Source organism: Methylobacterium sp. SyP6R (assembly GCF_019216885.1).
GTDB lineage: Bacteria > Pseudomonadota > Alphaproteobacteria > Rhizobiales > Beijerinckiaceae > Methylobacterium.
Window position 1 is genome coordinate 4,673,686 of the sequence record NZ_JAAQRC020000001.1, and the last position, 22,971, is coordinate 4,696,656.

At 71.2% G+C, this 22,971-nt stretch carries 32 protein-coding genes and 1 tRNA gene; 17 read left to right on the forward strand and 16 right to left on the reverse strand.

The window, feature by feature from the left end; genetic code table 11:
* Nucleotides 1–248 precede the first annotated feature (248 nt).
* The 7 genes from HBB12_RS21480 (at nucleotide 249) to HBB12_RS21505 (ending at nucleotide 2,684) form a co-directional block, all read left to right on the forward strand.
* Nucleotides 249–617, forward strand: a complete 369-nt coding sequence (locus HBB12_RS21480; protein ID WP_236991210.1) for a hypothetical protein — start codon at nucleotides 249–251, stop codon at nucleotides 615–617.
* Nucleotides 614–880 carry a hypothetical protein gene (locus tag HBB12_RS21485; protein ID WP_236991211.1) on the forward strand — a complete coding sequence of 89 codons (267 nt, stop codon included), beginning with the start codon at nucleotides 614–616 and terminating at the stop codon, nucleotides 878–880. Before HBB12_RS21480 ends, HBB12_RS21485 begins: the two co-directional genes overlap by 4 nt.
* On the forward strand, nucleotides 877–1,326 hold the full coding sequence (locus tag HBB12_RS21490; protein ID WP_236991212.1) for a hypothetical protein: 450 nt from the start codon (nucleotides 877–879) through the stop codon (nucleotides 1,324–1,326). The genes HBB12_RS21485 and HBB12_RS21490 overlap by 4 nt, the downstream gene beginning before the upstream one ends.
* Complete coding sequence (locus tag HBB12_RS21495; protein ID WP_236991213.1) at nucleotides 1,323–1,670, forward strand: hypothetical protein; 348 nt, start codon at nucleotides 1,323–1,325, stop codon at nucleotides 1,668–1,670. The genes HBB12_RS21490 and HBB12_RS21495 overlap by 4 nt, the downstream gene beginning before the upstream one ends.
* A gap of 2 nt (nucleotides 1,671–1,672) precedes the next feature.
* The gene (locus HBB12_RS21500; protein ID WP_236991214.1) at nucleotides 1,673–1,906 is read left to right on the forward strand and encodes a DUF7940 domain-containing protein; all 234 of its coding nucleotides are present in this window, start codon (nucleotides 1,673–1,675) and stop codon (nucleotides 1,904–1,906) included.
* Between the two features lie 244 nt (nucleotides 1,907–2,150).
* Nucleotides 2,151–2,300, forward strand: coding sequence for a BRO-N domain-containing protein (locus HBB12_RS34545; RefSeq protein ID WP_442919302.1), 150 nt, complete (start codon nucleotides 2,151–2,153; stop codon nucleotides 2,298–2,300).
* A gap of 42 nt (nucleotides 2,301–2,342) precedes the next feature.
* Nucleotides 2,343–2,684 (forward strand): hypothetical protein, encoded by a 342-nt coding sequence (locus HBB12_RS21505; protein WP_236991215.1) that lies wholly within the window; start codon nucleotides 2,343–2,345, stop codon nucleotides 2,682–2,684.
* Nucleotides 2,685–2,980: 296 nt separating this feature from the next.
* Here the strand turns inward: HBB12_RS21505 and HBB12_RS21510 are convergent, their stop codons facing one another.
* Genes HBB12_RS21510 through HBB12_RS21535 form a run of 6 tightly spaced genes read right to left on the reverse strand, consistent with a single transcriptional unit; the run spans nucleotide 2,981 to nucleotide 6,618 of the window.
* The gene (locus tag HBB12_RS21510) at nucleotides 2,981–3,397 is read right to left on the reverse strand and encodes a hypothetical protein (RefSeq protein ID WP_236991216.1); all 417 of its coding nucleotides are present in this window, start codon (nucleotides 3,395–3,397) and stop codon (nucleotides 2,981–2,983) included.
* Nucleotides 3,394–3,633 (reverse strand): hypothetical protein, encoded by a 240-nt coding sequence (locus tag HBB12_RS21515; RefSeq protein WP_236991217.1) that lies wholly within the window; start codon nucleotides 3,631–3,633, stop codon nucleotides 3,394–3,396. Before HBB12_RS21515 ends, HBB12_RS21510 begins: the two co-directional genes overlap by 4 nt.
* Nucleotides 3,630–3,983, reverse strand: a complete 354-nt coding sequence (locus HBB12_RS21520; protein WP_236991218.1) for a L5-gp82 domain-containing phage-derived protein — start codon at nucleotides 3,981–3,983, stop codon at nucleotides 3,630–3,632. Before HBB12_RS21520 ends, HBB12_RS21515 begins: the two co-directional genes overlap by 4 nt.
* Entirely contained in the window at nucleotides 3,980–4,312 is a 333-nt protein-coding gene (locus HBB12_RS21525; RefSeq protein ID WP_236991219.1) for a hypothetical protein, read from the reverse strand. The genes HBB12_RS21520 and HBB12_RS21525 overlap by 4 nt, the downstream gene beginning before the upstream one ends.
* A 10-nt stretch (nucleotides 4,313–4,322) precedes the next feature.
* Nucleotides 4,323–6,002, reverse strand: a complete 1,680-nt coding sequence (locus HBB12_RS21530) for an AAA family ATPase (protein ID WP_236991220.1) — start codon at nucleotides 6,000–6,002, stop codon at nucleotides 4,323–4,325.
* A 58-nt stretch (nucleotides 6,003–6,060) separates the two neighbouring features.
* Nucleotides 6,061–6,618: a hypothetical protein gene (locus HBB12_RS21535; protein WP_236991221.1), complete on the reverse strand. Its 558-nt coding sequence runs from the start codon at nucleotides 6,616–6,618 to the stop codon at nucleotides 6,061–6,063.
* A gap of 132 nt (nucleotides 6,619–6,750) precedes the next feature.
* Here HBB12_RS21535 and HBB12_RS21540 point away from each other — a divergent pair, with 132 nt between their 5' ends.
* The 4 genes from HBB12_RS21540 (at nucleotide 6,751) to HBB12_RS21555 (ending at nucleotide 8,995) form a co-directional block, all read left to right on the forward strand.
* Nucleotides 6,751–7,155: a hypothetical protein gene (locus tag HBB12_RS21540; RefSeq protein WP_236991222.1), complete on the forward strand. Its 405-nt coding sequence runs from the start codon at nucleotides 6,751–6,753 to the stop codon at nucleotides 7,153–7,155.
* Nucleotides 7,152–7,928, forward strand: coding sequence for a hypothetical protein (locus HBB12_RS21545; protein WP_236991223.1), 777 nt, complete (start codon nucleotides 7,152–7,154; stop codon nucleotides 7,926–7,928). The genes HBB12_RS21540 and HBB12_RS21545 overlap by 4 nt, the downstream gene beginning before the upstream one ends.
* Nucleotides 7,925–8,218 carry a hypothetical protein gene (locus HBB12_RS21550; RefSeq protein WP_236991224.1) on the forward strand — a complete coding sequence of 98 codons (294 nt, stop codon included), beginning with the start codon at nucleotides 7,925–7,927 and terminating at the stop codon, nucleotides 8,216–8,218. Before HBB12_RS21545 ends, HBB12_RS21550 begins: the two co-directional genes overlap by 4 nt.
* Nucleotides 8,219–8,413: 195 nt before the next feature.
* Nucleotides 8,414–8,995, forward strand: coding sequence for a metallophosphoesterase family protein (locus HBB12_RS21555; RefSeq protein WP_236991225.1), 582 nt, complete (start codon nucleotides 8,414–8,416; stop codon nucleotides 8,993–8,995).
* 38 nt (nucleotides 8,996–9,033) lie between these two features.
* On the opposite strand, the gene HBB12_RS21560 is transcribed toward HBB12_RS21555, so the two are convergent.
* From HBB12_RS21560 to HBB12_RS21570, 3 genes are read right to left on the reverse strand one after another with little or no spacing between them, the layout of a single operon-like run.
* Nucleotides 9,034–9,276: a hypothetical protein gene (locus HBB12_RS21560; RefSeq protein ID WP_236991226.1), complete on the reverse strand. Its 243-nt coding sequence runs from the start codon at nucleotides 9,274–9,276 to the stop codon at nucleotides 9,034–9,036.
* Nucleotides 9,273–9,593 (reverse strand): hypothetical protein, encoded by a 321-nt coding sequence (locus HBB12_RS21565; RefSeq protein WP_236991227.1) that lies wholly within the window; start codon nucleotides 9,591–9,593, stop codon nucleotides 9,273–9,275. The genes HBB12_RS21560 and HBB12_RS21565 overlap by 4 nt, the downstream gene beginning before the upstream one ends.
* A 14-nt stretch (nucleotides 9,594–9,607) precedes the next feature.
* The gene (locus HBB12_RS21570) at nucleotides 9,608–10,021 is read right to left on the reverse strand and encodes a hypothetical protein (protein WP_236991228.1); all 414 of its coding nucleotides are present in this window, start codon (nucleotides 10,019–10,021) and stop codon (nucleotides 9,608–9,610) included.
* 157 nt (nucleotides 10,022–10,178) lie between these two features.
* Here HBB12_RS21570 and HBB12_RS21575 point away from each other — a divergent pair, with 157 nt between their 5' ends.
* Entirely contained in the window at nucleotides 10,179–10,751 is a 573-nt protein-coding gene (locus tag HBB12_RS21575; protein ID WP_236991229.1) for a hypothetical protein, read from the forward strand.
* A 149-nt stretch (nucleotides 10,752–10,900) separates the two neighbouring features.
* Here HBB12_RS21575 and HBB12_RS21580 read toward each other — a convergent pair whose 3' ends face one another.
* Nucleotides 10,901–11,221 (reverse strand): hypothetical protein, encoded by a 321-nt coding sequence (locus HBB12_RS21580; RefSeq protein WP_236991230.1) that lies wholly within the window; start codon nucleotides 11,219–11,221, stop codon nucleotides 10,901–10,903.
* 181 nt (nucleotides 11,222–11,402) lie between these two features.
* On the opposite strand from HBB12_RS21580, the gene HBB12_RS21585 reads away from it, so the two are divergent.
* The 3 genes from HBB12_RS21585 (at nucleotide 11,403) to HBB12_RS21595 (ending at nucleotide 13,266) form a co-directional block, all read left to right on the forward strand.
* On the forward strand, nucleotides 11,403–11,849 hold the full coding sequence (locus tag HBB12_RS21585) for a hypothetical protein (RefSeq protein ID WP_236991231.1): 447 nt from the start codon (nucleotides 11,403–11,405) through the stop codon (nucleotides 11,847–11,849).
* 141 nt (nucleotides 11,850–11,990) lie between these two features.
* On the forward strand, nucleotides 11,991–12,464 hold the full coding sequence (locus HBB12_RS21590) for a hypothetical protein (RefSeq protein WP_236991232.1): 474 nt from the start codon (nucleotides 11,991–11,993) through the stop codon (nucleotides 12,462–12,464).
* Nucleotides 12,465–12,501: 37 nt separating this feature from the next.
* The gene (locus HBB12_RS21595) at nucleotides 12,502–13,266 is read left to right on the forward strand and encodes an abortive infection family protein (RefSeq protein WP_236991233.1); all 765 of its coding nucleotides are present in this window, start codon (nucleotides 12,502–12,504) and stop codon (nucleotides 13,264–13,266) included.
* Nucleotides 13,267–13,483: 217 nt separating this feature from the next.
* On the opposite strand, the gene HBB12_RS21600 is transcribed toward HBB12_RS21595, so the two are convergent.
* From HBB12_RS21600 to HBB12_RS21615, 4 genes are all read right to left on the reverse strand, one after another.
* Nucleotides 13,484–13,559: transfer RNA gene (locus tag HBB12_RS21600), tRNA-Ile, on the reverse strand.
* A gap of 177 nt (nucleotides 13,560–13,736) precedes the next feature.
* Nucleotides 13,737–15,533: a flagellin family protein gene (locus HBB12_RS21605; RefSeq protein WP_236991234.1), complete on the reverse strand. Its 1,797-nt coding sequence runs from the start codon at nucleotides 15,531–15,533 to the stop codon at nucleotides 13,737–13,739.
* 14 nt (nucleotides 15,534–15,547) lie between these two features.
* Nucleotides 15,548–17,416 (reverse strand): flagellar hook-associated protein FlgK, encoded by a 1,869-nt coding sequence (gene flgK, locus HBB12_RS21610; RefSeq protein ID WP_236991235.1) that lies wholly within the window; start codon nucleotides 17,414–17,416, stop codon nucleotides 15,548–15,550.
* 305 nt (nucleotides 17,417–17,721) lie between these two features.
* A complete protein-coding gene (locus HBB12_RS21615; protein ID WP_236991236.1) occupies nucleotides 17,722–19,095 on the reverse strand; it encodes a flagellar hook protein FlgE in 1,374 nt (457 codons plus the stop codon).
* Between the two features lie 226 nt (nucleotides 19,096–19,321).
* Here HBB12_RS21615 and HBB12_RS21620 point away from each other — a divergent pair, with 226 nt between their 5' ends.
* Nucleotides 19,322–19,792: a BLUF domain-containing protein gene (locus tag HBB12_RS21620; protein WP_236991237.1), complete on the forward strand. Its 471-nt coding sequence runs from the start codon at nucleotides 19,322–19,324 to the stop codon at nucleotides 19,790–19,792.
* Between the two features lie 57 nt (nucleotides 19,793–19,849).
* Nucleotides 19,850–20,302, forward strand: a complete 453-nt coding sequence (locus HBB12_RS21625) for a response regulator (protein WP_236991238.1) — start codon at nucleotides 19,850–19,852, stop codon at nucleotides 20,300–20,302.
* 46 nt (nucleotides 20,303–20,348) lie between these two features.
* Here HBB12_RS21625 and HBB12_RS21630 read toward each other — a convergent pair whose 3' ends face one another.
* Both HBB12_RS21630 and HBB12_RS21635 read right to left on the reverse strand, forming a co-directional pair.
* Nucleotides 20,349–21,962, reverse strand: a complete 1,614-nt coding sequence (locus HBB12_RS21630; RefSeq protein WP_236991239.1) for a peptide chain release factor 3 — start codon at nucleotides 21,960–21,962, stop codon at nucleotides 20,349–20,351.
* A 162-nt stretch (nucleotides 21,963–22,124) separates the two neighbouring features.
* Complete coding sequence (locus tag HBB12_RS21635; protein WP_236991240.1) at nucleotides 22,125–22,880, reverse strand: SDR family oxidoreductase; 756 nt, start codon at nucleotides 22,878–22,880, stop codon at nucleotides 22,125–22,127.
* Between the last annotated feature and the right edge of the window lie 91 nt (nucleotides 22,881–22,971).

Sequence of the window (22,971 nt, forward strand, 5' to 3'; positions counted from 1 at the left end):
CGCTGCTGCGCACCTCGCGCCGGCGGGGCTCTTCCGTTTTGGTTCCCTCGCGGGTGGCCTTCCCGGGGACCGCCGCACTTACGACATCGCCTCCGACGGCTAGCCGAATACCGGCACCGGGGGGTCGCTCCGAGCATCGCCCTCGGAGCCCCGCCCGTGCACCCGTCACCGTCGCCCGCCCATTCCGCCTTCCCGTCCCGTCCCTGCCGCCAGCGGGCTCCCCTGGCCGCCTTGGGGGCCACGGCGGCATGACCCACGTCACGGCCACCTCGCCCCGCGCCCGGGTCACCGACCACGCCGTCCGCCGGTACTGCGAGCGGTACCTCGGCGCCGTCCTCGACGAGACTATCGACGACCAGCGCGCCATGCCGGTCCTGCGCAAGGCCGGGCACGACCTGGCGCAGGTGCGCGCCCGGCTGGCCGACGTCGGCGGGGTGCTGATGGCCGCCGGGCACCGCACCGGGAACGTCGTCGCCTTCCCCGAGGCCATGAAGGTCCGGGTCGCCGACGGGGTGGTCGTCACGGTTCTGGCGCGCGCGTCCAAGCCCCCGGCCGGCCCCGCTTCCCAGGTCCCGGCCCGGCCCCGGACCGTCCTCGAACTCGGGGTGACCCCGTGACCGACAAGCCCTTCCCCTTCGACAAGTGCACCACTGCCGACGCCTGCAAGGCGGGCATGTTGGCGGTGATCAAACCCGGCATGGACTGGAGCGAGGTCCACTGCGGCCGCTGCGGCGGCCAGGGCATCGTGCGCCACGGCGAGCTCCTACCGCCCAGCCCGTTCCCGGCCCCGCCTGAGCCGGTCGAGACCGATCCCGTGTCCGAACACGTACCCGACGCGGAACCCGCCCCGGCGGGCAAGGGCAAGGGGGGCGCATCGTGAACCGCGCGCTTCCCTTCGGGGGCTACCACCAGCGTCGCGAGGCCGAGTGGGTCGGCGCGCTGGTGCTGCTCGGCGTCGCCGTCGCCCTCCTGCTCCCGGGCGCCACCTTCAGCCGCCCGACGTTCGACGCCTTCTCCGACATCGCCCCCGAGGGCACCTGGGGGGCCGCCCTGTGCGGTGTCGCCGTCATCAGGATGCTCGGCCTCTGGGTGAACGGCTCGAAGCGCCACTCCCCGAGCATCCGCCTCGTCACCGCCGCCGTCGGCGCCTGCGTCTGGACCGGGCTGGCGTGGCTCCTCGCCCGGGACGGCTACCCCGGCTGGAACACCGGCGTCGGCGCCTACGGCGTCCTCGCCCTCGTCGACGCCTACTGCGCGTTCCGGGCCGTCTGGGACCAGGGCACGAACGACGCCCGCGCCGCCATCCTCCGGAGGGCCGCCCGTTGATCGACCTCTTTGCCACGTTCATCGGCCTGCCCGCCGACGCCCTCAAGGCCCTCGGCACCGTTGCCGTCGGCGGCCTGCTCGCCGGGGGCGCCTACGTCCTCGCCCGCATCAAGGAGGCCCGGCGGCCCCCGGAGCAGGCCCTGGCGCTTCCCCGCATCGCCCTCGACCCGGCCGACCGCGACCTGGGGTTCACCCTCGTCCGGACCGGCACCGACCTGACCCGCGCCCTGCACGACCACGGCAAGATCCTGCGCCGGTTCGGGCGGGACGACGACGATGGCGACGGCGACGCGTCACCGCCCCGGCCGCCGCGGCCGCCCCGCTCGAACCGCCGGAGGTCCTGACCGTGCGCAAGCCCAAGATCGTCCCGAACGCCAAGGCCGTCGCCAAGCACTCCTGGTCTTTCCGGCTCAACCTCCTGGCCACGGTGGCATCGTCCGTCGTGCTCGGCATGTCGGTCCTGGCCGGGGCGCCGCCCATCGACCCGGTGTGGTTCGCGGCGCTCTACGCGGTGACGAACCTCGTCGCGGCCGGGGCGCGCTTCATCGCGCAGCCCGAGGTTTCGGGGGAGGCCGCCTGATGCTCGCCTTCCTTCGCAGCCTCGGCGTCGCGGTCGCCGTCGGCACCGCCAACGCCGCTCCCCGGGCGGCCGCCGGAAATCCGGCGCTGGCCGCCGTGTCCCGGTCGACGTCCAAGCCGGGATCCCGGCTGAAGCGGTCCGCCGCCGCGGCCGTCCTGTGCACCGGCCTCGTCGGCGGGTTCGAGGGCCTCCGGACCACGGCCTACCCATCGACGTCATCATCATCGATGGCGAGCCGTGGTTTGTGGCCGCCCAGGTCGCCGAGGTCCTCGGCCACCGTGCCGCCTCCGACGTCACCCGCCTACTGAAGGACAAGCAAAAGGGTACGCACTCAGTGCGTACCCTTGGCGGCGCCCAGAACGTCTCCGTGATCTCGGAGCCCGGCTTCTACTAGGCGGTCCTTGGCAGGAAGCCGAGCGCCAAGGCAATGCCAGGCATGATCGAGCGGATCGAGCGCTTCCAGGATTGGGTTTCCGAGGAGGTTCTGCCCTCCATTCGCCGGACCGGGTCCTACGCCCTGATGACCGCTCCCGAGCCGGTCGTAGGCCCCGACCCGCTTGCGCTGCTCGACGACCCCGACGTCCTGCGCGGCCTCCTCGGCCGGTACACGGAGAAGGTGAAGGAGGAGCGCGCCGGCCGCCTCGCTGCCGAGGCCCAGGTCGAGGCCGCGCGGCCGTCGGTCGAGTTCTGCGAGGCACTTGCCGACAGCGACGGGACCTGGGGGCTCCAGGCAGCCGGGAAGGCGCTCGGGCAAAGGCCGAACCGGTTCATCGCCTAGCTTAAGGACCGCGGCGACGTGTTCGAGCTCAACAAGGGCAACGTGGCCAAGCAACGCCTCATCGACCAGGGGCTCTTCACCGTGCGGTGGGAGCAGTTCGGCGGCAAGCCCCGCCCCGTGACGAAGGTGACCGGCAAGGGGGTGGTGACTACGCCAAGGCCCTCGGCGTTCGGCCGCCGCAGCAGCCCCCGCAGGCCTTGCTCCCCGGCTTCTGACCGGTGCGGGGAATACGTAGCTAAGCAGGGTTAGCTACCAGAGCGGCCCGGTTCCCCCCTCGGGAACCGGGCCTTTCCGCGTCAATCGCCGGACGAGAGGTCGCCCGGTCCGGACGCGCAGCGCGCGTCAGTGAACTGCCCCTTCTTCGCGTCGGTCCGCTCGTCGATGATGAAGCTGCCGCCCGGCTTGGGCACGTCCCAGCCGCCCCCGATGGCCGTCATCCGCCCGCGGCCGGCCTCTCCCCGCGCAGCGAGCTCCGTCGTCTCGCGGCCCGTGCGCGTCGAGACGGTGCCGCACGTGACGGTGACGCGCCAGGAGCCGGACGGGCCCGGGACCGCATCGACGCGGCTGAAACGCTGCCGGCCGGGGCCGGCGGGAACGCGCACGTCGTAGAGCCAGCGTTCGCTCGGCTGCGGGAAGCGGTCGGCCTCCGCCGCGGCGGCCGGGACGGCGGCGAGCAGCGCGATGGCGAGGGCGAGAATGCGGGTGCTGGTCACGACAGCGCCTCCGTGGCGTCGTCGCTGACGGGCGGGGCCGGGAGCGGCTCGACGGACAGCGCGAGCGCCTCGGCCCGCTCGGCGACGCGGCGGGCCTCGTCGGGCGACAGCAGCCCGGCCTCGACGAGACGGGCCGCCCTCATGACGCGCGCCCGGGCGGCACGGCCGACGAGCGAGCAGCATCGCCCGCTCTCCCAGGCGGCCTGAATGCGGTCGGCGATAGTGGCGTCGATCATGGCAAGGTCTCCGAGGAAGGCGTAGGGCTGACGGCCCAGGCCGAGCCGTCGGCCTCGAACCAGGCGCCGGCCGCAGCGGTGACGGGCACGCCGTCGGCGAGGAAGACGCCGTCGGCGTAGGGGTCGAAGCGGAGCCGGCGGGCGCCGAGCGGTCGCGGTGCGTCGGTGGGAGTCCCCCGCGCGACCGCGCAGACCTCGCGGACGCGCCGGTTCCGCACCCGGGCAAGCGCCCCGGGACGGACGACGAGGGCGACGCCGGCCAGCGCGACGGCCTCGACGTGGGCGACGACGCGGCCGCCCTCGCGCAGGGACCAGCACCGGCGCCGGGTGTGCCGGTAGACCTCGGTCACCGTTCGCTCGGACGGCGCCAGGGTTCGCCCGGTTCGCGGACGAGGCAGTCCTCGCGCCGGATTTCCGGCGGAGCGGCCGGGGCCTCGCGCGGAACGGCGCGGTCCTCCTCAAGCGCGGGCGTCTGCGTGAGCGCCCGAGCAAGCCGGGAAGCGACCGCGACGGACGCCTCACCGTCGCGGCGCCCCTCGCGGACGAGGCGCTCCAGACGTGCGACGTAGAGCACGCCCAGGGACGCGAGCTCGGCGTCGGCCGAGCCCGTGTCGAGAGCCCGGCGGAGGAGCAGGCGGTTCGTCCGCAGCATGGTGAGGTCGGTGGGCGACTGTAGCATGTCGCCCTCCCTAGTGCCGGGGCAGCGCCGCAGGGCCGCTCTCGCGGGCCTGGAGAGCCATATCGACGAGGCGGCGCAGGCGACGGATCGAGCCCCCCTGGGACCACGCCTTGGACAGTGCCGCGATCTCGTCACCGTCGAGCACGCCGAAACGCTCGTCCTCGCCGAGATCGCGGCAGGCCTGCCGGGCCAGCGCCGGCGCCAAGACGCCGACGTGCTCGGGAAGGGGGCCACCGACACGCACGATGGTCATGCGGTCCCGTAAGCTGCCCGGGATCGACGACGTATCGTTCGCCGTGCAGAGGAACAGCGTGTTCGAGACGTCGACTGTCGAGAGCAGGTAAGTCGAACGCCAGGCGCGCGCCGTCTCGGCCTCGAACCAGCCGTGAAGCAGGTCGAGGGGGTCGCCCCCGCCTCCACGGCGTGCCCCGCCGGCCTTCTCAAGCTCGTCCAAGGCCAGGCAGACGCTCGCCAGCCCGGACGTCGCGAGGAGGCGTTCGAGGATGCTCGGATGGCCCGAGAGCCAGCGAATGGATGTGCCGCCGAGCCCCGCGTTGTCGCTGGTCGCCTCGCAGTTGAACCGGGCGTACGGCAGGCCGGAAACCTCGGCGACCCGACGGACGCCGCGGCTCTTTCCGGCCCCGGGCGGCCCCTCGACGCAGACGACGCCCCCGCCCCAATGTGAGCGGCCGCCCTGGGACAGGCGAACCGCGCGGTGGAACGGCGCGAGCCACGGGCTCTCGCCGTTCAGCTTCGCCTCCCACGCGTTCCAGTCATCCGGGACCGGAACGAGCGGCAGGCGCGCCCCGAGCGCCTTCCCGAGGAAGCGTTCGATCTCGCGCTTGTTCTCGCCCTTGCCGGCGGCCTCGGCGGCGTCGGCCGGGAACACGACAACACCGGGCCCCTGCGGCTCGGCGGCCGGGGCCGGCATGACGGGGACGGTCTTGACGGCGGCGAGGTTCGGCCTGGCGACGGGCCCGGGCCGGTCGTCGTCCATCTCTTCGGCGTGCGTCGGGCGAGCCGACTTCGCTGCTGCCGCGCGCATGCCGAGGATATCGCGGCCCAGGTCCAGCGAACGCTGGATGACGCACAGCGGAGCTCTACCCGGGAGCCACGTCCCCAGGCCCTCCGGGTGCGCGAGCAGGCTCCGGGCGCCATTGGAGAACGCCAGGAAACCGGTTGCCCGGAGCGCGGTGCAGCGTTCCGCGGCCGACGCCAAGCGCTCCAAGGCGTCGCGGTCACCGGTCTCCGCGAGGCAGACGTCGATGATCTGCGCCAGCCTCACGAAGTCGAGGACGACGTTCTCCTGTTCCACCGTCGTCCGGTCGTCCTCCAGATCGAGGAGGAACGGGCCGTTGTCGATCTCCTCGATCCGGACGACGAGGCGACTGCGGAGGTCCTCAAACTTGGCGTGGGCGACCTCGACCGAGGCAGCGGAGGCGCGAACCGGCACCGACGGCAAGGACCGGCACAGCGCCCATGCCTCCGAGGCGTGGGTCGCGAGGTCGATGTGCCAGTGCACGTCGGCCGTCGGGACGCCGGGCAGCGGATGGGTTTCCCAGCGCCGCATGACGTAGTGGATGGCGGGAACGAACGGGTGGCAAAGGAAATGGGCCGGGGCCTTGCGCAAGCCGCGAAGGATCGCGAGCGCGCTGAAGGCCTCCGCCCGGTCAAGGGCGTCAGCGTTCATCAGGGGAAAACCTCACCTTTCACGCGGGGGCAAATCCACCCGCGGAGCATCAAAGGTTCTAGCCGCTATCCCTTAACAAACGCTTGATGAAGACCCCTCCAGAATGGCGATCCTCCCAGATGGTTTTCCCCAGCCGGGTCATGTGAAGGATTTCGCCCGCTCTCCTGGCCGCCTCCAGCGTCCTGTCCAATCGCTCGACGGGACCTGCCCCTTCGACGGCCTTCGAGTATCGCGACATCGCGAGAAGGAGAGCGCCGAACGCCACCGGATCGGGGCTGGCGGCAGCCTGGGCGAGAGCCAGGAGAACAGCCGGGGCGGGGGCTTGGCGGGCGAAGCGGCCCGGGGACAGGCTGCGCCGGTCGAGGAGGAACGCCTCGGCCATTGAATGCGTCCACCCACCCGGCCAGAGGCGGTCAGCGGCCGCATCGACCGCACGGTAGAGGTCGTGGCTGATGTCCTCCGGGCTCACCCTCATCGGGTCTTCGCCGATAAAATGCGGCCGCCGCTCCGGGTCGTAGGCAAGCGCATGGCTCACGGCGCGCCCGACGACCGTCCAGCCGGCGGGGCACGGGAACTCCTCGGGGTCCATGGGTTCGAGGCGGATCTCCATGGCCACGGGATAGCACGGCCCGGCCGGCGCGCCAGCGGCCTGGCGGCGTCCCTATTCGAATCGACGCGCACCCGTAGAATCTGAGGTGGGCCTAGCCCGCGAGTTTACCGAGCCGTGGCCGCCCTCAGGACCCCCGCCATGCGTCTTCACTGGAACCGCGTCCGCCGCGCCCGACGGCTGCCCGCACCGTTGCCGCCAACGCCGAAGCGTCCGCTCGGGCCGCCGGCGCTGTTCGGCCTCGACGGGCGCGACATCCGCCTGCGTGCCGACGTCGTGGCGGCCTACGGCTCATGGGAGGCCTTCCTCGACCGTGCGGCACAGGTCGGACTCGACGCGCTGGAAGATCGCCAAGGCGGCGCGCAGGCCTTCTTCCATTCGGTGACGCGACTGGTCCCCGACGCGGAGCGCCGCGACCTGTACCGGGAACTGAACCAGCGGATGCGTGGCCTCCTCCGACGCCGGCACGGAGAACGCGTCACCGTCAAGGAGACCCCGACCCGAGATGGATGGATCATGCAGCGCCTCTTCGGGAGGGCGGCATGAAGGACACCTTCGAGCTCGATGGCCCGAGCGCCATCATCGAGTCCGTCAGGCGCTACCAGGCGGCCGAACGCCAGGCGTTGGCCCACAGCATCGCCATGTCGATTGCCATGGGCACCACGAAAGCCGAGCTCATCGAGGCGGACCTCCGGGCCAGCCGGGAGCGCAGGGACGCCCTGATCGCGGCCGGCAAGATGGATGCCTACGGCAACCGGTTCTTCGAGATCGGCGACCTGGTGACCCGTGACGGGACCGACATCCACCGCGTCGTCGAGCACAACGGCTCGCCCGGCCACGCCCCGGACGGGTTCACCGTCGTCTGCGTCAGCCCGCCGTCGGACGGCTGGTGCGAGGTCGGCGACGAGGAGTTCAACACCTGCTGCCGGTACGAGTGGGTCACCGACCCGGTTGCCGGAAATGCGGCGGGCCCCAGCCGGGACGCCGGCTCGCCCTGCGATGCCGAGGCTGAGGGCCTGACCTGCGGGGAGTCCCTCTACGCGAGCATCGTCGCCGCCGAACGCGAGCGCCACCGACGCGAGATGGAGGCATGGCGAACCGAGTTCGAGCGCGGCTACCTCCGCCCGACCCGGAACGCCTGGGCCAACGTGCTGGTCGACATCGAGGCGGCCAAGGCGGCCCGGCCGGCAATCGGCAAGCCCCTGTCCCGCAGGGCCAGGCGCCGGAACCGCGGGCCCGTCAGCGCGGCGAGGGCCGCCCTGGCGCGGGTGTACCACGAGCCGGTCACGTGGGCTTGGCTGGCGCAGGGGGCGGCATGACGACCGACCCGACAGCCCTGGCGAAGATCGGCGAGTGGACCGGTATCTGCGGCTACCGGGCGGAGGTCTTCGTGGAGGATCTCGCCGAGACCGGGTTCGTGGTCACGCCCCGGCTGGTCGCCGAGCGCGCGGCCGCGCTGGAGGATCTCCGGCACCTGAAGGCGATGTCGGAGTACGACTGCGAGGAACCTCACCAGGACGCCGACGGCATCCTCTGCGACCTGCTCGTCAGGCTCGGGTTCGAGGACGTCGTGGAGGCGTGGCGACGGGTGGAGAAATGGTACTCGTGACCGTCCAGGCTATCCGCCCAGGGAATACGTAACCACACCCCGATCCCGCGCTTGCGGCCCCCGGCGCGAGCTGCGATCCCTCGTTCACCGAACGCCGATGAGGCCCACCGTGAAACGCATACGCCACCCCCGCCTGAGACCGACCCCCGGGGCGTGACGCCGTGCGCGCAGCCCCTTCGACAGGAGGCTGCCCTGATGAAGAATTCGACCTCGAATCCCGCCGTCTACTTCACCGCCGACACCCACTTCGGCCACGAAGGGATGATGGACGGACGCATGACGCGGCCGCGCCCGTTCGGCTCTATCGAGGAGCACGACGAGGCCCTCATCGCCAACTGGAACGCGGTCGTGCGCCCCGGCGACGAGATCTGGCACCTGGGCGACTTCGCCTACGGCTGCACCGTCGACCACGCCAAGGACGTGTTCCGGCGCCTCAACGGGACCAAGCGCCTTCTCCACGGGAACCACGAAAAGCGGGGTAAGCAACTCGCCTGGGCGAGCCAGCACGAAGGCTTCGTCGACGTCACTGTCGAGGGCACCCGGCTGTTCCTCTGCCACTACGCGATGAGAGCTTGGCCTTCGATTTGGAGGGGCACGCTTCACTTGTTCGGGCACACGCATGCCAGCCTGCCGGACACCCGTCGGTCGGCTGACGTCGGCGCCGACGCCTGCGGCTTCCGGCCGGTGCGCCTCGACGAGCTCCGGGCGCGCATGGCCCAGGCAAAGGACTGGCCCGAGGAGCTTGCCGCTGCGGCGGACGCGGGCGAGATCCGCTGAAACGACGAGGGCCCCGGGGAGCGTCCCGGGGCCCTTCGCTATTCGGACGCCTCGATGGCGGCGGCCGCCCGGCGCATGTCCAGGGCCTGCGCCTCCAGCCCGGACGCCTCTCGCCAAAGCAGGCCGAGCAGCGCCGGGGCGACCTCGGGCGGGATGGCCCGTTGCCCGGCGGCCCACCGTTGAACGAGGCGCGCGTCGACGTCGAGGGCGGCCGCCAGAGGGCGGCGCCATTCGGGACCGTAGAGCGCCTCGCCGGCGGTCGCGAGCAGGGCTGGGTTCACGCTTCCGCTCTCCAGACGCAGGCGCCCTGCCACTCGTCCACCCAGGCCATCAGTTCCAGCGGCTCGTCGGAGGTGACGCCGCAGGCCCAAGCCAGGACCTCGCCGGACGGGAGGGTTCCCAGGTACCGGTCGCCGGGGCGGTCCTCGCGGTACCAGGCCGGCCGCGGCCGGGTGCACGCCGAGGCGATGGCCGCCGCGGCGCGCCTGGCGTCGGCCTCGGTACGGGCGGACCGCAGGACCTGGATGGCAGGCAGCGCGCTCAGGGCAGTGCGGCGGGCGCCGACCGGGTAGCTGAAGAAGGGGTTGTTGTCGTTCATGTTCGTGCCCCCCGTCAGATGGTCAGGCCGAGGGCGCGGTCGTCGGCATCCAGGGCCGCGAGGTCGCGCTCAAGCTGCAGCATGTCGAGGTCGACGGTGGCGTCGTAGCCATCCTCACGCTTGCGCCGCACCTTCCCGGCCGGGAGGGCGTTCGGGCAGAGGACCTGCACGCGGAAGGTGCCGTCGATGCCCTCCGACAAGGCCCAGTTGGCCCACACGTTACGCGCCCGGGACGTGCTGTTGGTCTCGACGATCAGGTCGAGCTCCGGGCGGATGGCCTCGGGGTCGTAGCGGTCGTCCGTGATGCAGCGGACGTAGACGACCTGGGGGCGCCCTGGGGCGTGGAGCTCGTCGGCAAGACGCTCGCGGTCGGCGAGGTCGAAGGCGCGAGCGGGGCGGGTAAAGGCGATGCCGGACTTGGTGCGCATGTGCCGAGGTCTCCCGTGCGGCGGATGGGCGGTCGGCAGGGCCGACCGCATAAGAGTGATGGTACGATTCGTGATGCATGCCGCAAGTGCCCCCGAGACCGTGTGCCTTTCGTCGGGCAGGCGCACCCTGTCGGGGTCACTTCCGCAGGAGGATACCGTGCGCCTGATGCGCTTCTTCGCCGCCGCCATCCGAGCCGCTCTGGTGGCGATGGCAACCGCCCCCAAGCTGGTCTGGGACGGCGCCCGTTGGGTCGCCCGGGCTGTCACCGCCCCGCCGCCGGCGGTCGCCGAGGCGCAGGCCGAGGCCATGGCCGAGATCGAGGCCGCCGCGCAGGAGGACGCCGCTGCCCAGGCTAAGCCCGCCGCCACGCCGGCCGCCGTCCACGAGGCATGGGGGCGCGCCGCTGTCGCCCATCTGGCGCCGCTTCCGGGTCAGGCCCCCGCTGCGACGGCCTGCCTCGACGAGGCGGCCCGGTGCTACCTCGACCGATTGACGCCGGCGCAGGCGCTCAAGCTCGCCTCGCTGGAGCCCCGCCACGTCGGCGCGCACCTGCTCGGCAACCGGCCGCTCGCCTCGCTGCCCCGGCCGCTCACGCTGGCGGAGTGGCACCGCCAAGAGGTCGAACGCGTGGCCGCCATGTCGAAGCCGAAGGCCCGTCCGGACGGCGAGCCCCGGCGCGACCGCCGCGAGGCGTCCCACCGGCCCGCGCCCGCGTTCGCCATCGCCTGATTGGACGCCACCCGAAACGAACGAGCCCGCCCCGGGAGACCAGGGCGGGCTTCTTTATTTGGGGATGGCGCTGTCTCGCTTGCTTGAAGCCATTGACTCTTGCGGGCTGCGCCTCACTCGACCTGGGCTGCGCCCGCAATGGCATCAGGTCATGCCGCGGCGGCACGCGCCCGGAGCATGAGGATGCGCAGGCGCTGCTCGTCGTCGGTCTGGCGGGCAGCCTCGGCGCGGGTGGCTTCCGCCTGCCTGGCCCGGGCGGCCTCGATGCGTCCGGCCCGGACGCTGGCGGCGACGGCGCGCCACTCGTCCGCATCCGCCGCGTCGCGCTCGGCGCGAGCCATGCGGCCGGCGATGAGGGCGGACCCGAGGGCGCCGGCGAGACCGTAGGCGACACCCTCGCAGGCGGCACCGACCTGATGGGCGTTCGTGTGGTAGTGCGTCATCAGGGCGGCATCCGTCGGTGCGTTCATCCAGAGATCGCAGCTCCGCGAATCGGCGCCAAGAGTCGCCGCCCGGATGCCTGTGAACGAGGTAAAGGAAGCCCTGGCCGTGGCCCTCGCCGGGACATGTAGCGCCACGGCTGGGCATGTCCGTGACGTGTCCTTGTGCCTCGCTAGCCCGAGGGGGACGATGCCTCATCAGGAGGCTCACATGCGCTTCGACGACGACGCTCTCGAAGACGAATTCATCGCCGACCGCCTCGAAGAGGCCCGCGCCGACGCCGACGACGCGCCGGCGCCCGGTCCGATCCCGGAGCGCCGTGCCTCGGGGGTGTGGGGCTTCCGCCGCACCGACGCCCAGCGCAAGCGCGTCGAGCGGGCGAAGCGGAAGGCCGCCGGGATGGTCGAGCCCTCCGTGCTCGATGCCGCCATCGTGACGGCCTACGCCCGCATGCTCGTGGAGGGCGATGCGGTGAACCTGATCGCGCGCCGGGGCACGATGGAGGGCATGAGCCTGAGCGTGCACCGGGTCTACGAGGAGGCCCGAACCATCCTGCTGGAGAAGGGCGCGACCCCCGCCGGTGCTCGGCGAATGCTCGGCGAGCGCCTCCTCGGCGTGAAGGAGAGGGAATTGGACCTGGTGGACAAATCCGCTTGATTAAGCGTTACAGCCGCGAGGAGGTAACGGGGCGCCAATATACCGACCCTTCGGCGCCCCTGTATAACCGTCCAGAAATCGGGCGGTAACCCGCACCGGGCCACGGTCCCCCCGACGTGAAGGGGGGCCACGATGGTGGAGATGACGAACCTGGCGACGGCGCAGAGGGCGTTCCTGTTGGAGAAGGCCCAGCGACGGGTCGCCGATGCCAGGAACCGGTTCGAGCTCCGTGAGGCCGCCTGCAACGTCCGCGCGCCCGACGGCACCGGCCGCTTCATCGCGACGCCGGAATACGACGAGGCCTTCACCCGGATGGAGGCCGCCCAGGCCCGGCTCATGAAGCTCTATCGCGAGACAACGGTCGCCGAGGACCTGCCGGACGAGCTCGTCCGCGAGGTTCTGCGCGCTCGGGTGACGCATGCCGGGGCCGAGGCTTGGTGCCGGCGCATCTCGGCTATCCCGGGCGGCCCCGACCTCGACCCCGACTACGTCAAGGCCGTGATCCTGGAGCTCCGCATGGGCCGGCGCGACCGCGTCCCGCTAGGCCTCCGGCTTGCCCTGATGGAGGAGGACGAGGCTGCCGCTCATCGGCGTGGTCAAGGACCGGCGAACTAAACCGCGCTACTCCTAGGCGTATCCGGAGGTACGACGCGTGGACGACATCCCTGAAACACGCCTGGAGCAGGTCGCGATGATGGAGGGCATCCTCATCGAGCACGCGACGGGCCGGTCCAGCGACGGCCACGTCTACGAGCACCTGCGCCGAGAGTTCATCGCCGATGCCGAGGTGCGGGTCCTCCTCCCTGACTACGTCCGGACTTGCCGGACGCTCGATGCGTTCTGGCCCTTCATCAAGGACAAGCTCGGCCGGTACCAGGAGCGCCGGGCGTTCATCCGCGAATCGTTTACGCCGCTGATCGACCACCTAGAGGGCCGCAATCGCGCCCCCGGCGACGCGGTGGTCGGGGACGCGCTCGCCTCGTTCGACGCCGAGGGCGTCCACGCGGTCTGGACGAAGGCCCTGGCGCGCCGGACCTCGGACCCCGAGGGGGCCATCACCGTCGCCCGCACCCTCCTGGAGGCGGTGTGCAAGCACATCCTCGACGGGCTCGGCATCGCCTACGCCCCGAAGGACGACCTGCCCAAGCTCTACGGCCTGGTCGCCGCCGGGCTGAGACTGGCCCCGGACCAGCACCGAGACGTGCCGATCAAGGCTATCCTCGGCGGGGCCATGAACCTCGTGAACGGCCTCGGCACCCTGAGGAACCGGTTCTCCGACGCGCACGCCGACGACCCGCCGACGGACGAGCGGCCCCGCGTCCGCCCGTCGCCCCGGCACGCCAGCCTCGCGGTCAACGCGGCCGGGGCCGTCGCGACCTTCCTCGTCGAGACCTACCAGGAGCGCGGCAAGGGCTGAGCCGCCCGGCCATGGGCGTGGCCTGGAACAGGACACGGGGGTGGTAGAACACTCCATCCCGTGATGCCCCGAGGGCCGGCCGCGAGCCGGTGCCCGCGTCGCCGACCACCCCGCCGGAGGGCCTTCCGGGCGGGGTTTTGGCGCGTTTCTGTCCCCATAACTGTCCCCGTAGATTTCGGGGAGGGGGTCAAGCGGTGGCTTTACAGAGGGGAAATGGTGGTGGGCCCGGTAGGACTCGAACCTACAACCAGACCGTTATGAGCGGTCGGCTCTAACCATTGAGCTACAGGCCCCGGCTCCCGTCAGCCAGTGACGGGAGACCGGATTCGTAGGTATCCGGCGGGGGCGGCGTCGGCAAGCCCCTCGGCGCGGTGGCCGTGCCCCGCACCGGGAAACCATCGTTGCCCCCAAGCCTTCCTTGACGGACGATGCGGCAGCACCGGTCCGCGGCCGCGTCCATGGCGCCCCCCCTACAGGTAGCTCGTCAGCGTCAGCTTCGAGAGCATCGAGGTCGCCTGGTAGCTCGCCTGCAACTGCGTCTGCAGGGTGAGGAGCTTGGCCGCCGCCTCCTCGGTCGTGACCGATTCGACGCCGTCGACCGTCTTCTGCAGCACCGCCTTGGTGGCGGTGTTCTGGCTCTTCTGGGTGGCGATCTGGGCCGAGGCGAGGCTCAGCTCCGAGCCGATGCCCTCGACCGAGGGCTGTCCGTCGCCGGGCTTGAACAGGGTCTGGAGCCGGCCCGAATAGGCGTCGAAGCGGCGGCCGTCGGCGTCGGTATCGTCGAAGGACGTGGTGGCGAGGACGGCGAGCCCGCTCAGCGTCTTGCGGAACGGCACCTCGTTGGCCTGGACGCCGATCGCCACGGACTGGTCGCGGGAGACCGGCACGGTCGCGGTCCCGCGCGGGTCGGCGGAGGTGTCGTCGCCCTTGTACCAGATCAGGGTGCGCCCGCTCGGATCGGCGACGTAGGCCGTGGCGTTGCCGGCCGCGTCCAGCGCGACCCGGCGCGGGCTCAGGCCCGGGGAGGACGAGCCGGCGAAGAAGTCGCTCGCCGCCCGCGTCGCGGAACTCGCCGCGAGGTCGGTCCCGGCGGTGGTGTCGAGCGCCGTCGCCAGCGCCGCCTGGAGGTTGGCGGCGGTGTCGGCCGGGCTCGCGCCGATCGCGAAGGTGCCGGCGGCCTTGTTGTCGGCCGCGGCCTTCAGGCTCAGCGTCTTGCTGGTGCCGTCGCGAAGACCCACCGTGATCTGCACGCTGTCGCCGGCCTGGAGCCCGGCTCCCACCGTCACGGTCGCAGAGGCCGGATTGCCGCCCGACAGGGTCGCCGTCGCGCCGGGCGGGCTCGCGCTCTGCACGCCGGTGACGGTCCTGCCCGCGAGCGCCGCGGTGAGGTTCTGCGCGCTCGCCGCCGCGTCGGCGCCGATCGCGAAGGTGCCCTCCCCGCCTCCACCCGCCGTCCGGGCGGTGAGGTCGACGAAGGCCTCGCTGCCGTCCGTGTTGCGGACGCTCACCCGCACGATGTCGCCGTCCTTCGGCTGGCTGGCGAAGGACAGGGTGGCGCTCGCGGGCGCCCCCGGCTGGAACGCGACCGAGAGGCCGGCCGGATTCGAGCTGACGGCGCCGGCGATGGTGAAGCCGAAATTCGTCCGCACGCCGAGGGATTGGCTCTCCGACAGGCTCACGCTCGCGCCCGAGCCCGAGAGGTCGAGCCGCCCGGTCTTCGGCGAACCGGTGCCCAGATCGGCGGCCTGGCGCTCAGTGATGAGGGTGCGCACGCCGTCGAGGCCGGCGGCGGGGTCGCCGTCGAGGATCCGGGCGGCGCTCTCCACCGGGGCCCGGTCGGTGACCCGACCGCCCATGATGTACTGGCCGCCGGTGCTCTGGTTGAGGGCGTCGAGGGTGCCGCCGAGCTGGCCCGCCGCGATCTGCTGCATCGTCGAGCGGGCGGTGGTGCCGGTGCCGGTCCGGGCGCTGACAAGGCTGCTCCAGGTATTCGAGCCCAGGGTCGCGATCTGCTGCACGCTCGCCGAGGCGAGCGAGACCCGGGTCGCGCCGGTGCCCGCCGCCGCGATGTAGCTATCGAGCGCGCTGATCTGGGCATGCGCCGCGAGGCTCTGGGTGCGCCCGCTGCCGAGGCCGCCATAGGTGTCGGCCGTGCGGCCGCTGCCGATCTGGTTCGAGATCGTGCCGAGCGACGCCTTCATGGCGACGAGGCGCTGGGTGTTGAGGTCGGCGGCGGCGGTGCCGGCCGCGAAGGGGGCGATCGTCATCGCGGGCGGTCCTGTTAGATACGGAGCAGGGTGTCGAGCATGTCACGGGCCGCCGTCAGCACCCGGGCATTGGCGCTGTAGGCGGTCTGGAGCTGGATCAGCCGGGACATCTCCTCGTCCACGCTGACGCCGGATTCCTTGCCGAAGCGGCTCTGGGCCGAGGACAGGGCGATCTGCTGCCCTTCGTCGAGCTGCTGCGCCTCGGCGCTGGCCGCGCCTCGCGCATCGACGACCGACTGGGTGAAGCCGGTGACGGTGGTGAAGCGCGGGGCGCTGACGCCGCCGATGCCGCTTGCCGCCGAGAAGGTCAGCGTGCGGTTGGTCAGCGCATCGGTGAGGGTTTGCGGCCGCGCCGTGTCGCCCGAGGCGGTGGTGCCGGCGTAATCGACCAGGGTCGACGAATCGGCCGCGACCGCCGGGTTGACGGCGAGGCGCTGGGCGTAGCCCGTCAGGTGCGAGCCGCCCTCGAACGAGCCGGTGAACACGCCACCGGTCCCGCCATCGACGAACAGGGCGAGCTGGCCGCTGCCGGTCTTGGTGTCGGAGGCGTTGGTCGGCACGGTGACGGAGGCGCTGGCGCCGGTGAGCGCGAGGGCCGCCGGGTCCGACAGGATCCGCACCGAGCCGGCAGCGCCACCGGGTGTCGCCGACACGGTGAATCCGGTGCCGAGCACGGCGCCGATCTGCTGCGCGATCGTCGAATCCCCGCCCGAGATGTCGACCGGTACCACGAGCGCGGTCGGGTCGTCGGTGAGCTTGGGGTCGATCGGGTCGGGCGCCGCGCCGTTCGTCGGCATCAGGATCAGGTTGCGCCCCACTCCCGCCGCGTTGCGCACGCCGAGCGTCACGGCGTTGCCGGCCTGGAGCCCGGTGAGGTCGATGTCGAAGCCGGTCAGCCCGTTGGCGGACGCCGCGGTTCCAGTCGCCGGGCGGTCGCTCAGGGCCCGCGACAGGCCGGAGGCGAGGTCGTCGAGCTGGCGCTGGGCCTGGACCAGGGTGTCGTCGCGCAAGCTCACCGCGGCGGCGATCGAGCCGGAGCGGATCGCACCCGTAGCGACGAGGTCGATTCTAGCGCCGGCCGGCGTCGTCGCCGTCACGGTGCCGACGCCGCGGGCGGCCGGGTCGGCCGAATATTGTGCCTCGGGACTCAGGGAACCACGGCCGTCGAAGGCGAGGCTCGCCGCCGCCCCGTGATCGACCAGGGTCGCGCCGGAGGCGGTGAGCAAGGTGACCGAGCCGTCGGGCTGGTCGCTCACCTGCACGTCGAGATATTGCGACAGGGTGTTGATCGCCTGGTCGCGCCGGTCGAGGAGATCGGCGGTGCCGGCATCGCTCTTCGGCGCACCGGCGATCTTGCCGTTCAGATCCGCGATCTGCGTGAGAAGCGTGCTCGCCGAGGCGACATCGCTGCCGAGCTGCGATTCGAGGCCGCTGCGCAGGTCCTGCACGCCACGCGCGATGCCCGAGATCGTGGTGGCGACGGTCCGGGCGGCGCTCAAAGCGGTCGCCCGCGAGGCGGCGGAGGTCGGATCGGTCGTCAGCGCCTGGAGCGATTGCGTGAAGGTGTTCATCACCCCGTCGAGGGCGCTGCCGCTGCCCGGGGTGCCGTAGAGCGCGTCGAGCTGGCCCTGCACCTTGGCCGACAGCCCGGTATAGGCCGCCCCCGCGGTCTCGAGGCGCAGCTGCTTGAGCGACACCGCGTCGAGGGTCCGGCTGATAGTCCCCGTGGCGACGCCGGAATTGCCGAGCGTCGAGACGGAGGTCAGGGTGCGCTTGACGTAGCCGGCGGTGCCGGCATTGGCGACGTTCTGCGACACCAGGCCGATCGCCGCCTGCGTCACCTGCAGGCCGGCGGTCGAGGTGTTGAGGGCGTTGAGGGACATCGGTCGGACCCCGGGTGAGGGAGAGAGCCGGGCCGTACCGCCGCGCCCCTTTTGGGGCCGCGTCACGTGCCGGCATCTCGCGGGTTGGGCCGGAAACGATCGGGCCGCCTTTTGCAGCCGACCGGGTCCGGGGGGCGACGGACCCGCAAGGCTCCGCCGCGACGCGGCTCCGCATCGGCATGCCGACACGCAATCCGCCTGTCTTGTCGCCTCGTCGCAGCCTTTTGCCGCGGCACTGGCGAGCACTTCTTCAGATATCCGCCTTTTGCAGTATCGGATGAAGTGGATAACGAACCCTTAAAAACCTAGCGGATGACGTTGATGAGATCGGACATCATCTGCTGGGCGGTCGACATCACCCGGGTGTTGGCCGAATAAGCCTGCTGGGTGACGATGAGCTTGGAGAATTCGCCGGCGGTGTCGGTGTTCGACTGCTCGACGTTGCCGCCGACGATGGTGGTGCCGGATAGCCCGGCCAGCGGCTCGCCGGATTCCGCGGTCTGGGCGTAGTTGCCGCCCGAGACCGCCTTGAGGGAGTTGGGCGCGTTAAAGCGCACCACGCCGACCTGGGCCAGGGCCACGCTGTTGCCGTTGGAATAGGTGCCGGTGAGCTTGCCGTCGCCCGTCACCGCGAGCGAGTTGAGCGTGCCGGCGGCGTAGCCGTTCTGCTGCAAGGTGGTGGTGGTGACCTGGCCGCCGGCCGAGCCGTACTGGGTCAGTCCGCCGGTGCCGAAGTTCAGCGCGACCGCCCCGAGATTGGTGCCGTTCACCGTCAGGTTGGGGATGCTGAGGCTGGTGCCGGTGGGCGAGGTGAGCTGCCCGCTGCCGTTGAAGGTGAAGGCCTGGCCGGCATTCTGCCAGGTCCCGGCCGCGGTGCCGGTGGCGGTCTGGTTGGCGTAGTACAGGTTCCAGGTATCGCCGGTACCCGCCGTCGCGTCGGCATTCGCGACCTTGGCCCAGCGCATCTGCAGGCTCACCGGGGTGCCGGTGCCGGAATAGGCCGTGAGCTCGCCGCCCGCGATGCTGGAATTGACGAAGGCGGCCGAATCGGAGGCTGCGACCGTCGGGGCCGTCGCGGCATTGCCCGAGAGCACCCGGGGATCGCCGCCCGGCAGGGTGCCGAGGAGCGCGTTGCCCGACGTCGTGGTCGGGGTGCTCGGCAGGTTCGCCGCGTAGGCGATGCTGGTCGTCGGCTTTGCCGGCAGGGACGCGTCCGAGATCTTTATCGGCCCGGTGCCGGTCGAGGCGCCGCTCACCGGGTCGAGGCTCTGACCCGTCAGGTAGGCGCCGGCGCCGTTGACGAGGTAGCCGTCGCGGTCGACCGAGAAGTCGCCGCGGCGGGTGTAGAGGCTGGTGCCCGAGAAGGTCGGCGTGCCGCCGGGCGTCCCGCCGGCGGTCTGCACGGTGAAGAAGCCGTCGCCGCTGAGCGCCATGTTGGTGGGGATGCCGGTCGCCGCCACCCCGCCCTGCAGGCTGTTGGTCAGCTGCGAGAACGCCGCGACCCCGCCGGCGCTCTGCTGCTTGGCCGGCTGCTCGACCAGCATGTCGGCGAAGTCGGTGTCGATCCGCTTGTAGCCGACGGTCTGCGAATTCGCGATATTCCCCGAAATGTTCCCGAGGCTGAAGGCCTGGGCCTGGAGACCCGAGACCGAAGTCTGCAACGCGCCGAAAAGGTCCATCTTTTCCACATCCCGTCCGGATCACTCGGCGGGATGATCCGCAAGCCGTGTGCCACAGCCCAAGTCATTGATTTTATTGAGACACAGAACCATCGCGCGGCAAAACCCGCCGGGTGCCACCCGGCCCCTGCGGCAAAAACTGCCGTCGGATCGCCAGGACCATGTTTACGCGACGTTGAACCTCTTGGCCTTAGCTGCCCACCTGGACCGCGGTGGAACCAGGGACATGCGCCCGAGCAAGCGAAGCAGCCTCATTCACCTGATCTACTTCTCGCGTGCTCAGCTCTCCGCCGAGCCGCAGGAGCGGGCGCGCCAAGTCAACGACATCGCCCGTCATGCGCAGAAGAAGAACGAGTTCTCGGTCATCACCAGCCTCTTGATCGTCGATCAGGGCTACTTCATCCAGATTCTCGAAGGGGAGCGGATGTCGGTGCAGGAGACGTTCCAGCGGATCGGCGGGGATATCCGCCATCGCGACGTCCACATCGTCGAGTGGCGCGAGATCGCCAAGCGCGAGTTCGTGACGTCGTTCGCGTATGTCCTGCGCACCGCGACCAACGACGCCCTGTTCCAGAAGGCCAACCTGGCGCCGATGCTCCAGCGCGGGACCCCGAAGGCGAGCACGATCCACGCCCTCGCCCAGGCGCTGCAGGCCGACACCATGGCCAAGCAGGGCATCGACCACCTCTTCGTGTAGGACCCGCCGGGAGCCCCCGGCGATCCCTCCCAAACCTAACCCCGCTGGCTGGATCCGATGAGCGAAGCACCCCCGATCCTGATCGTCGACGACCAGGTCAAACTCGTCCGCCTGATCACCGAGCTGATGAACCGCCTCGGCTTCCCGGAGGTCGAGGGCGTGACCGACGGGCCGCAGGCGCTCGAGGCTTTGCGCAGCAAGCGCTACGGCCTGGTGATCTCCGACCTCGACATGGAGCCGATGGACGGTATCCAGCTCCTGCGCGAGATCCGGTCCGACGACGTCTTGATGAACATGCCGTTCATCCTCACCGAGACCTCGTTCAGCTTCGAGGACATCAACGTCGCGCACCTCGCCGGCGCCGACGCCTTCATCCTGAAACCCTTCGACCTGTCGCTCCTGAAGACGAAGCTGAAGCAGGTGCTGAACGGCCGGCCGCGCAAGCGCGAGACGCCGGTGGGCCCGATCTCGAGCCTCAACGTCGACTTCCCGCTCCTCGGCAAGATGTGAGTATCGGGCGCCGCCCCACTGATGGGGCGGGCGCCGGCTGGTCGTCTCACGCCCGGCGCTTCTGATAGTCCTTCACATCGGTGAAGCGGATCGCGGGCGCCCGCTCCTCCTCGTAGCGCAGCGAGAATCCGGTGGTCGCCATGAAGACCGGCGCCCCGTCGAGATCGCTCGCCATCGACGAGCCGTGCGAACCGACGAACTTGTCGAGCTCGGCCTGGTCCTCCGATTCGATCCAGCGGCAGATGGTGAAGCGGGTCGGCTCGTAGTCGATCGGCAGGCCGTATTCCGCCTGGAGCCGCTCCTTCAGCACGTCGAGCTGCAGCGCTCCCACCACGCCGACGATCGCGCTCGAACCGTCCTGCGGCAGGAAGAGCTGCACCACCCCCTCCTCCGCCATCTGCTGCAGGGCCTCGCGCAGCTTCTTGGCCTTCATCGCGTCGGTGAGCTTGATCCGGCGGAGAAGCTCCGGGGCGAAGCTCGGCACGCCGCGGAAGACCAGCTCCTCGCCCTCGGTGAGCGTGTCGCCGATGCGCAGGGTCCCGTGGTTGGGGATGCCGACGACGTCGCCCGCATAGGCTTCATCCGCGATGGCCCGGTCCTGGGCGAAGAAGAATTGCGGCGCCGAGAGCGAGATCGGCTTGCCGGTGCGCACGAGCTTGGCCTTCATGCCGCGGCTGAGCTTGCCGGAGCAGACCCGCATGAAGGCGATGCGGTCCCGGTGGTTCGGGTCCATGTTCGCCTGGATCTTGAACACGAAGCCGGTCATCTTCGGCTCGGTCGGCGAGACCGCGCGGGTATCGGCATCCTGGCCCCGCGGCGGCGGCGCCACCTCGGCGAGCCCGTCGATCAGGTCGCGCACGCCGAAATTGCGCAAGGCGCTGCCGAAGAAGACCGGGGTCAGGTGGCCCTCGCGGAAGGCGTCGAGATCGAACGGCTTGCAGCCGCCCTCCGCCAGCTCCGCCTCCTCGCGCCAGGTCGCGGCGTCTCCCGCCTCCGGCAGCAGGGTGTCGAAGAGCGGGTCGTCGAGGCCCGACACCGGCACGGTGCCGGCATCGTCCGCCGCGTCGAGCCGGCGGACGCGCCGCCGCAGGAGGTCATAGGTGCCGGCGAAGCTGCGGCCGCGGCCGATCGGCCAAGTCACCGGCGCCACGTCGAGGGCGAGCGTCTTCTCGATCTCGTCGAGGAGGTCGAAGGGGTCGCGGGATTCGCGGTCGAGCTTGTTGACGAAGGTGACGATCGGGATGTCGCGCAGGCGGCAGACCTCGAACAGCTTGCGGGTGCGCGCCTCGATGCCCTTGGCCGCATCGATCACCATCACGGCGGAATCGACCGCGGTCAGCGTCCGGTAGGTGTCCTCCGAGAAGTCCTCGTGGCCCGGCGTGTCGAGCAGGTTGAAGACGCAGTCGCCGTACTCGAAGGTCATCACCGAGGTGACGACCGAGATGCCGCGCTCCTTCTCGATGCCCATCCAGTCCGAGCGGGTCGAGACGCGGTTGCGCTTGGCCTTGACCTCGCCGGCGAGCTGGATCGCGCCGCCGAACAGCAGCAGCTTCTCGGTCAGCGTGGTCTTGCCGGCATCCGGGTGCGAGATGATCGCGAAGGTGCGGCGCCGGGCGACCGGATCGGCGGGGGCGCGCGGGGCGTCTGTCTGCATCAGCATGGGAGGTGTGTAGCCCGGACCCGGGTTTCTGTCTCGGGTCCGTCGGGGCCCGGCATCGGCGAGGTAAGGATGTCCCCATCGGGGAACGCGCGGGCACCGCGTCGGCGCCCGCGCCGCCTCTCTACCCCAAGCCGGCGCCCGAGGGCCAGAGGCCCTGCCCTCTCAGCCGCGGCCGATGAACGGCATCTTGGTGGCCATCACGGTCATGAACTGCACGTTGGCGTCGAGCGGCAGGCTCGCCATGTAGACCACCGCGTCGGCGACGTGCTTGGCGTCCATGGTCGGCTCGGGGCGGGTCGAGCCGTCGGGCTGGGGCACGCCGGCCTGCATGCGCACGGTCATGTCGGTGGCGGCGTTGCCGATATCGACCTGGCCGCAGGCGATGTCGTGGGCGCGCCCGTCCAGCGAGGTCGAGCGGGTGAGACCCGTGATGGCGTGCTTGGTGGCGGTGTAGGGGGCCGAGAACGGCCGCGGCACGTGGGCCGAGATCGAGCCGTTGTTGATGATCCGCCCGCCGCGCGGCTGCTGCTTCTTCATCAGCCGGAACGCGCCCTGGGTGCACAGGAAGGCACCGGTGAGGTTGGTGTCGACCACCGCCTTCCAGGTCGCGACCGGCAGTTCGTCGAGCTCGACCGGCGGCGCGCCGATGCCGGCATTGTTGAACAGGACGTCGAGGCGGCCGAAGGTCTCCTCGACGCGGGCAAACAGCGCGGCCACCGAGGCCTCGTCGCCGATATCGGTCGGCTGCGCCAGTGCCCGCCGGCCCTTGGCCTCGATCTCGGCGGCGACCGCCTGCAACGGCTCGGGCCGGCGCCCCGACAGCACCACGTCGTAGCCGGCATCGGCCAGCCCGAGCGCCACCGCGCGCCCCACCCCCGAGCCGGCCCCGGTCACCAGCGCGACCTTCTGCATGCTCATCGGCTCTCCTCCCCCTGTCGTTGATGGTTGCGGCTATCCCTGCCGTTCGCAAGGATCGGCATACACGAGCCCGAAAGCCCCTCCAACCGCC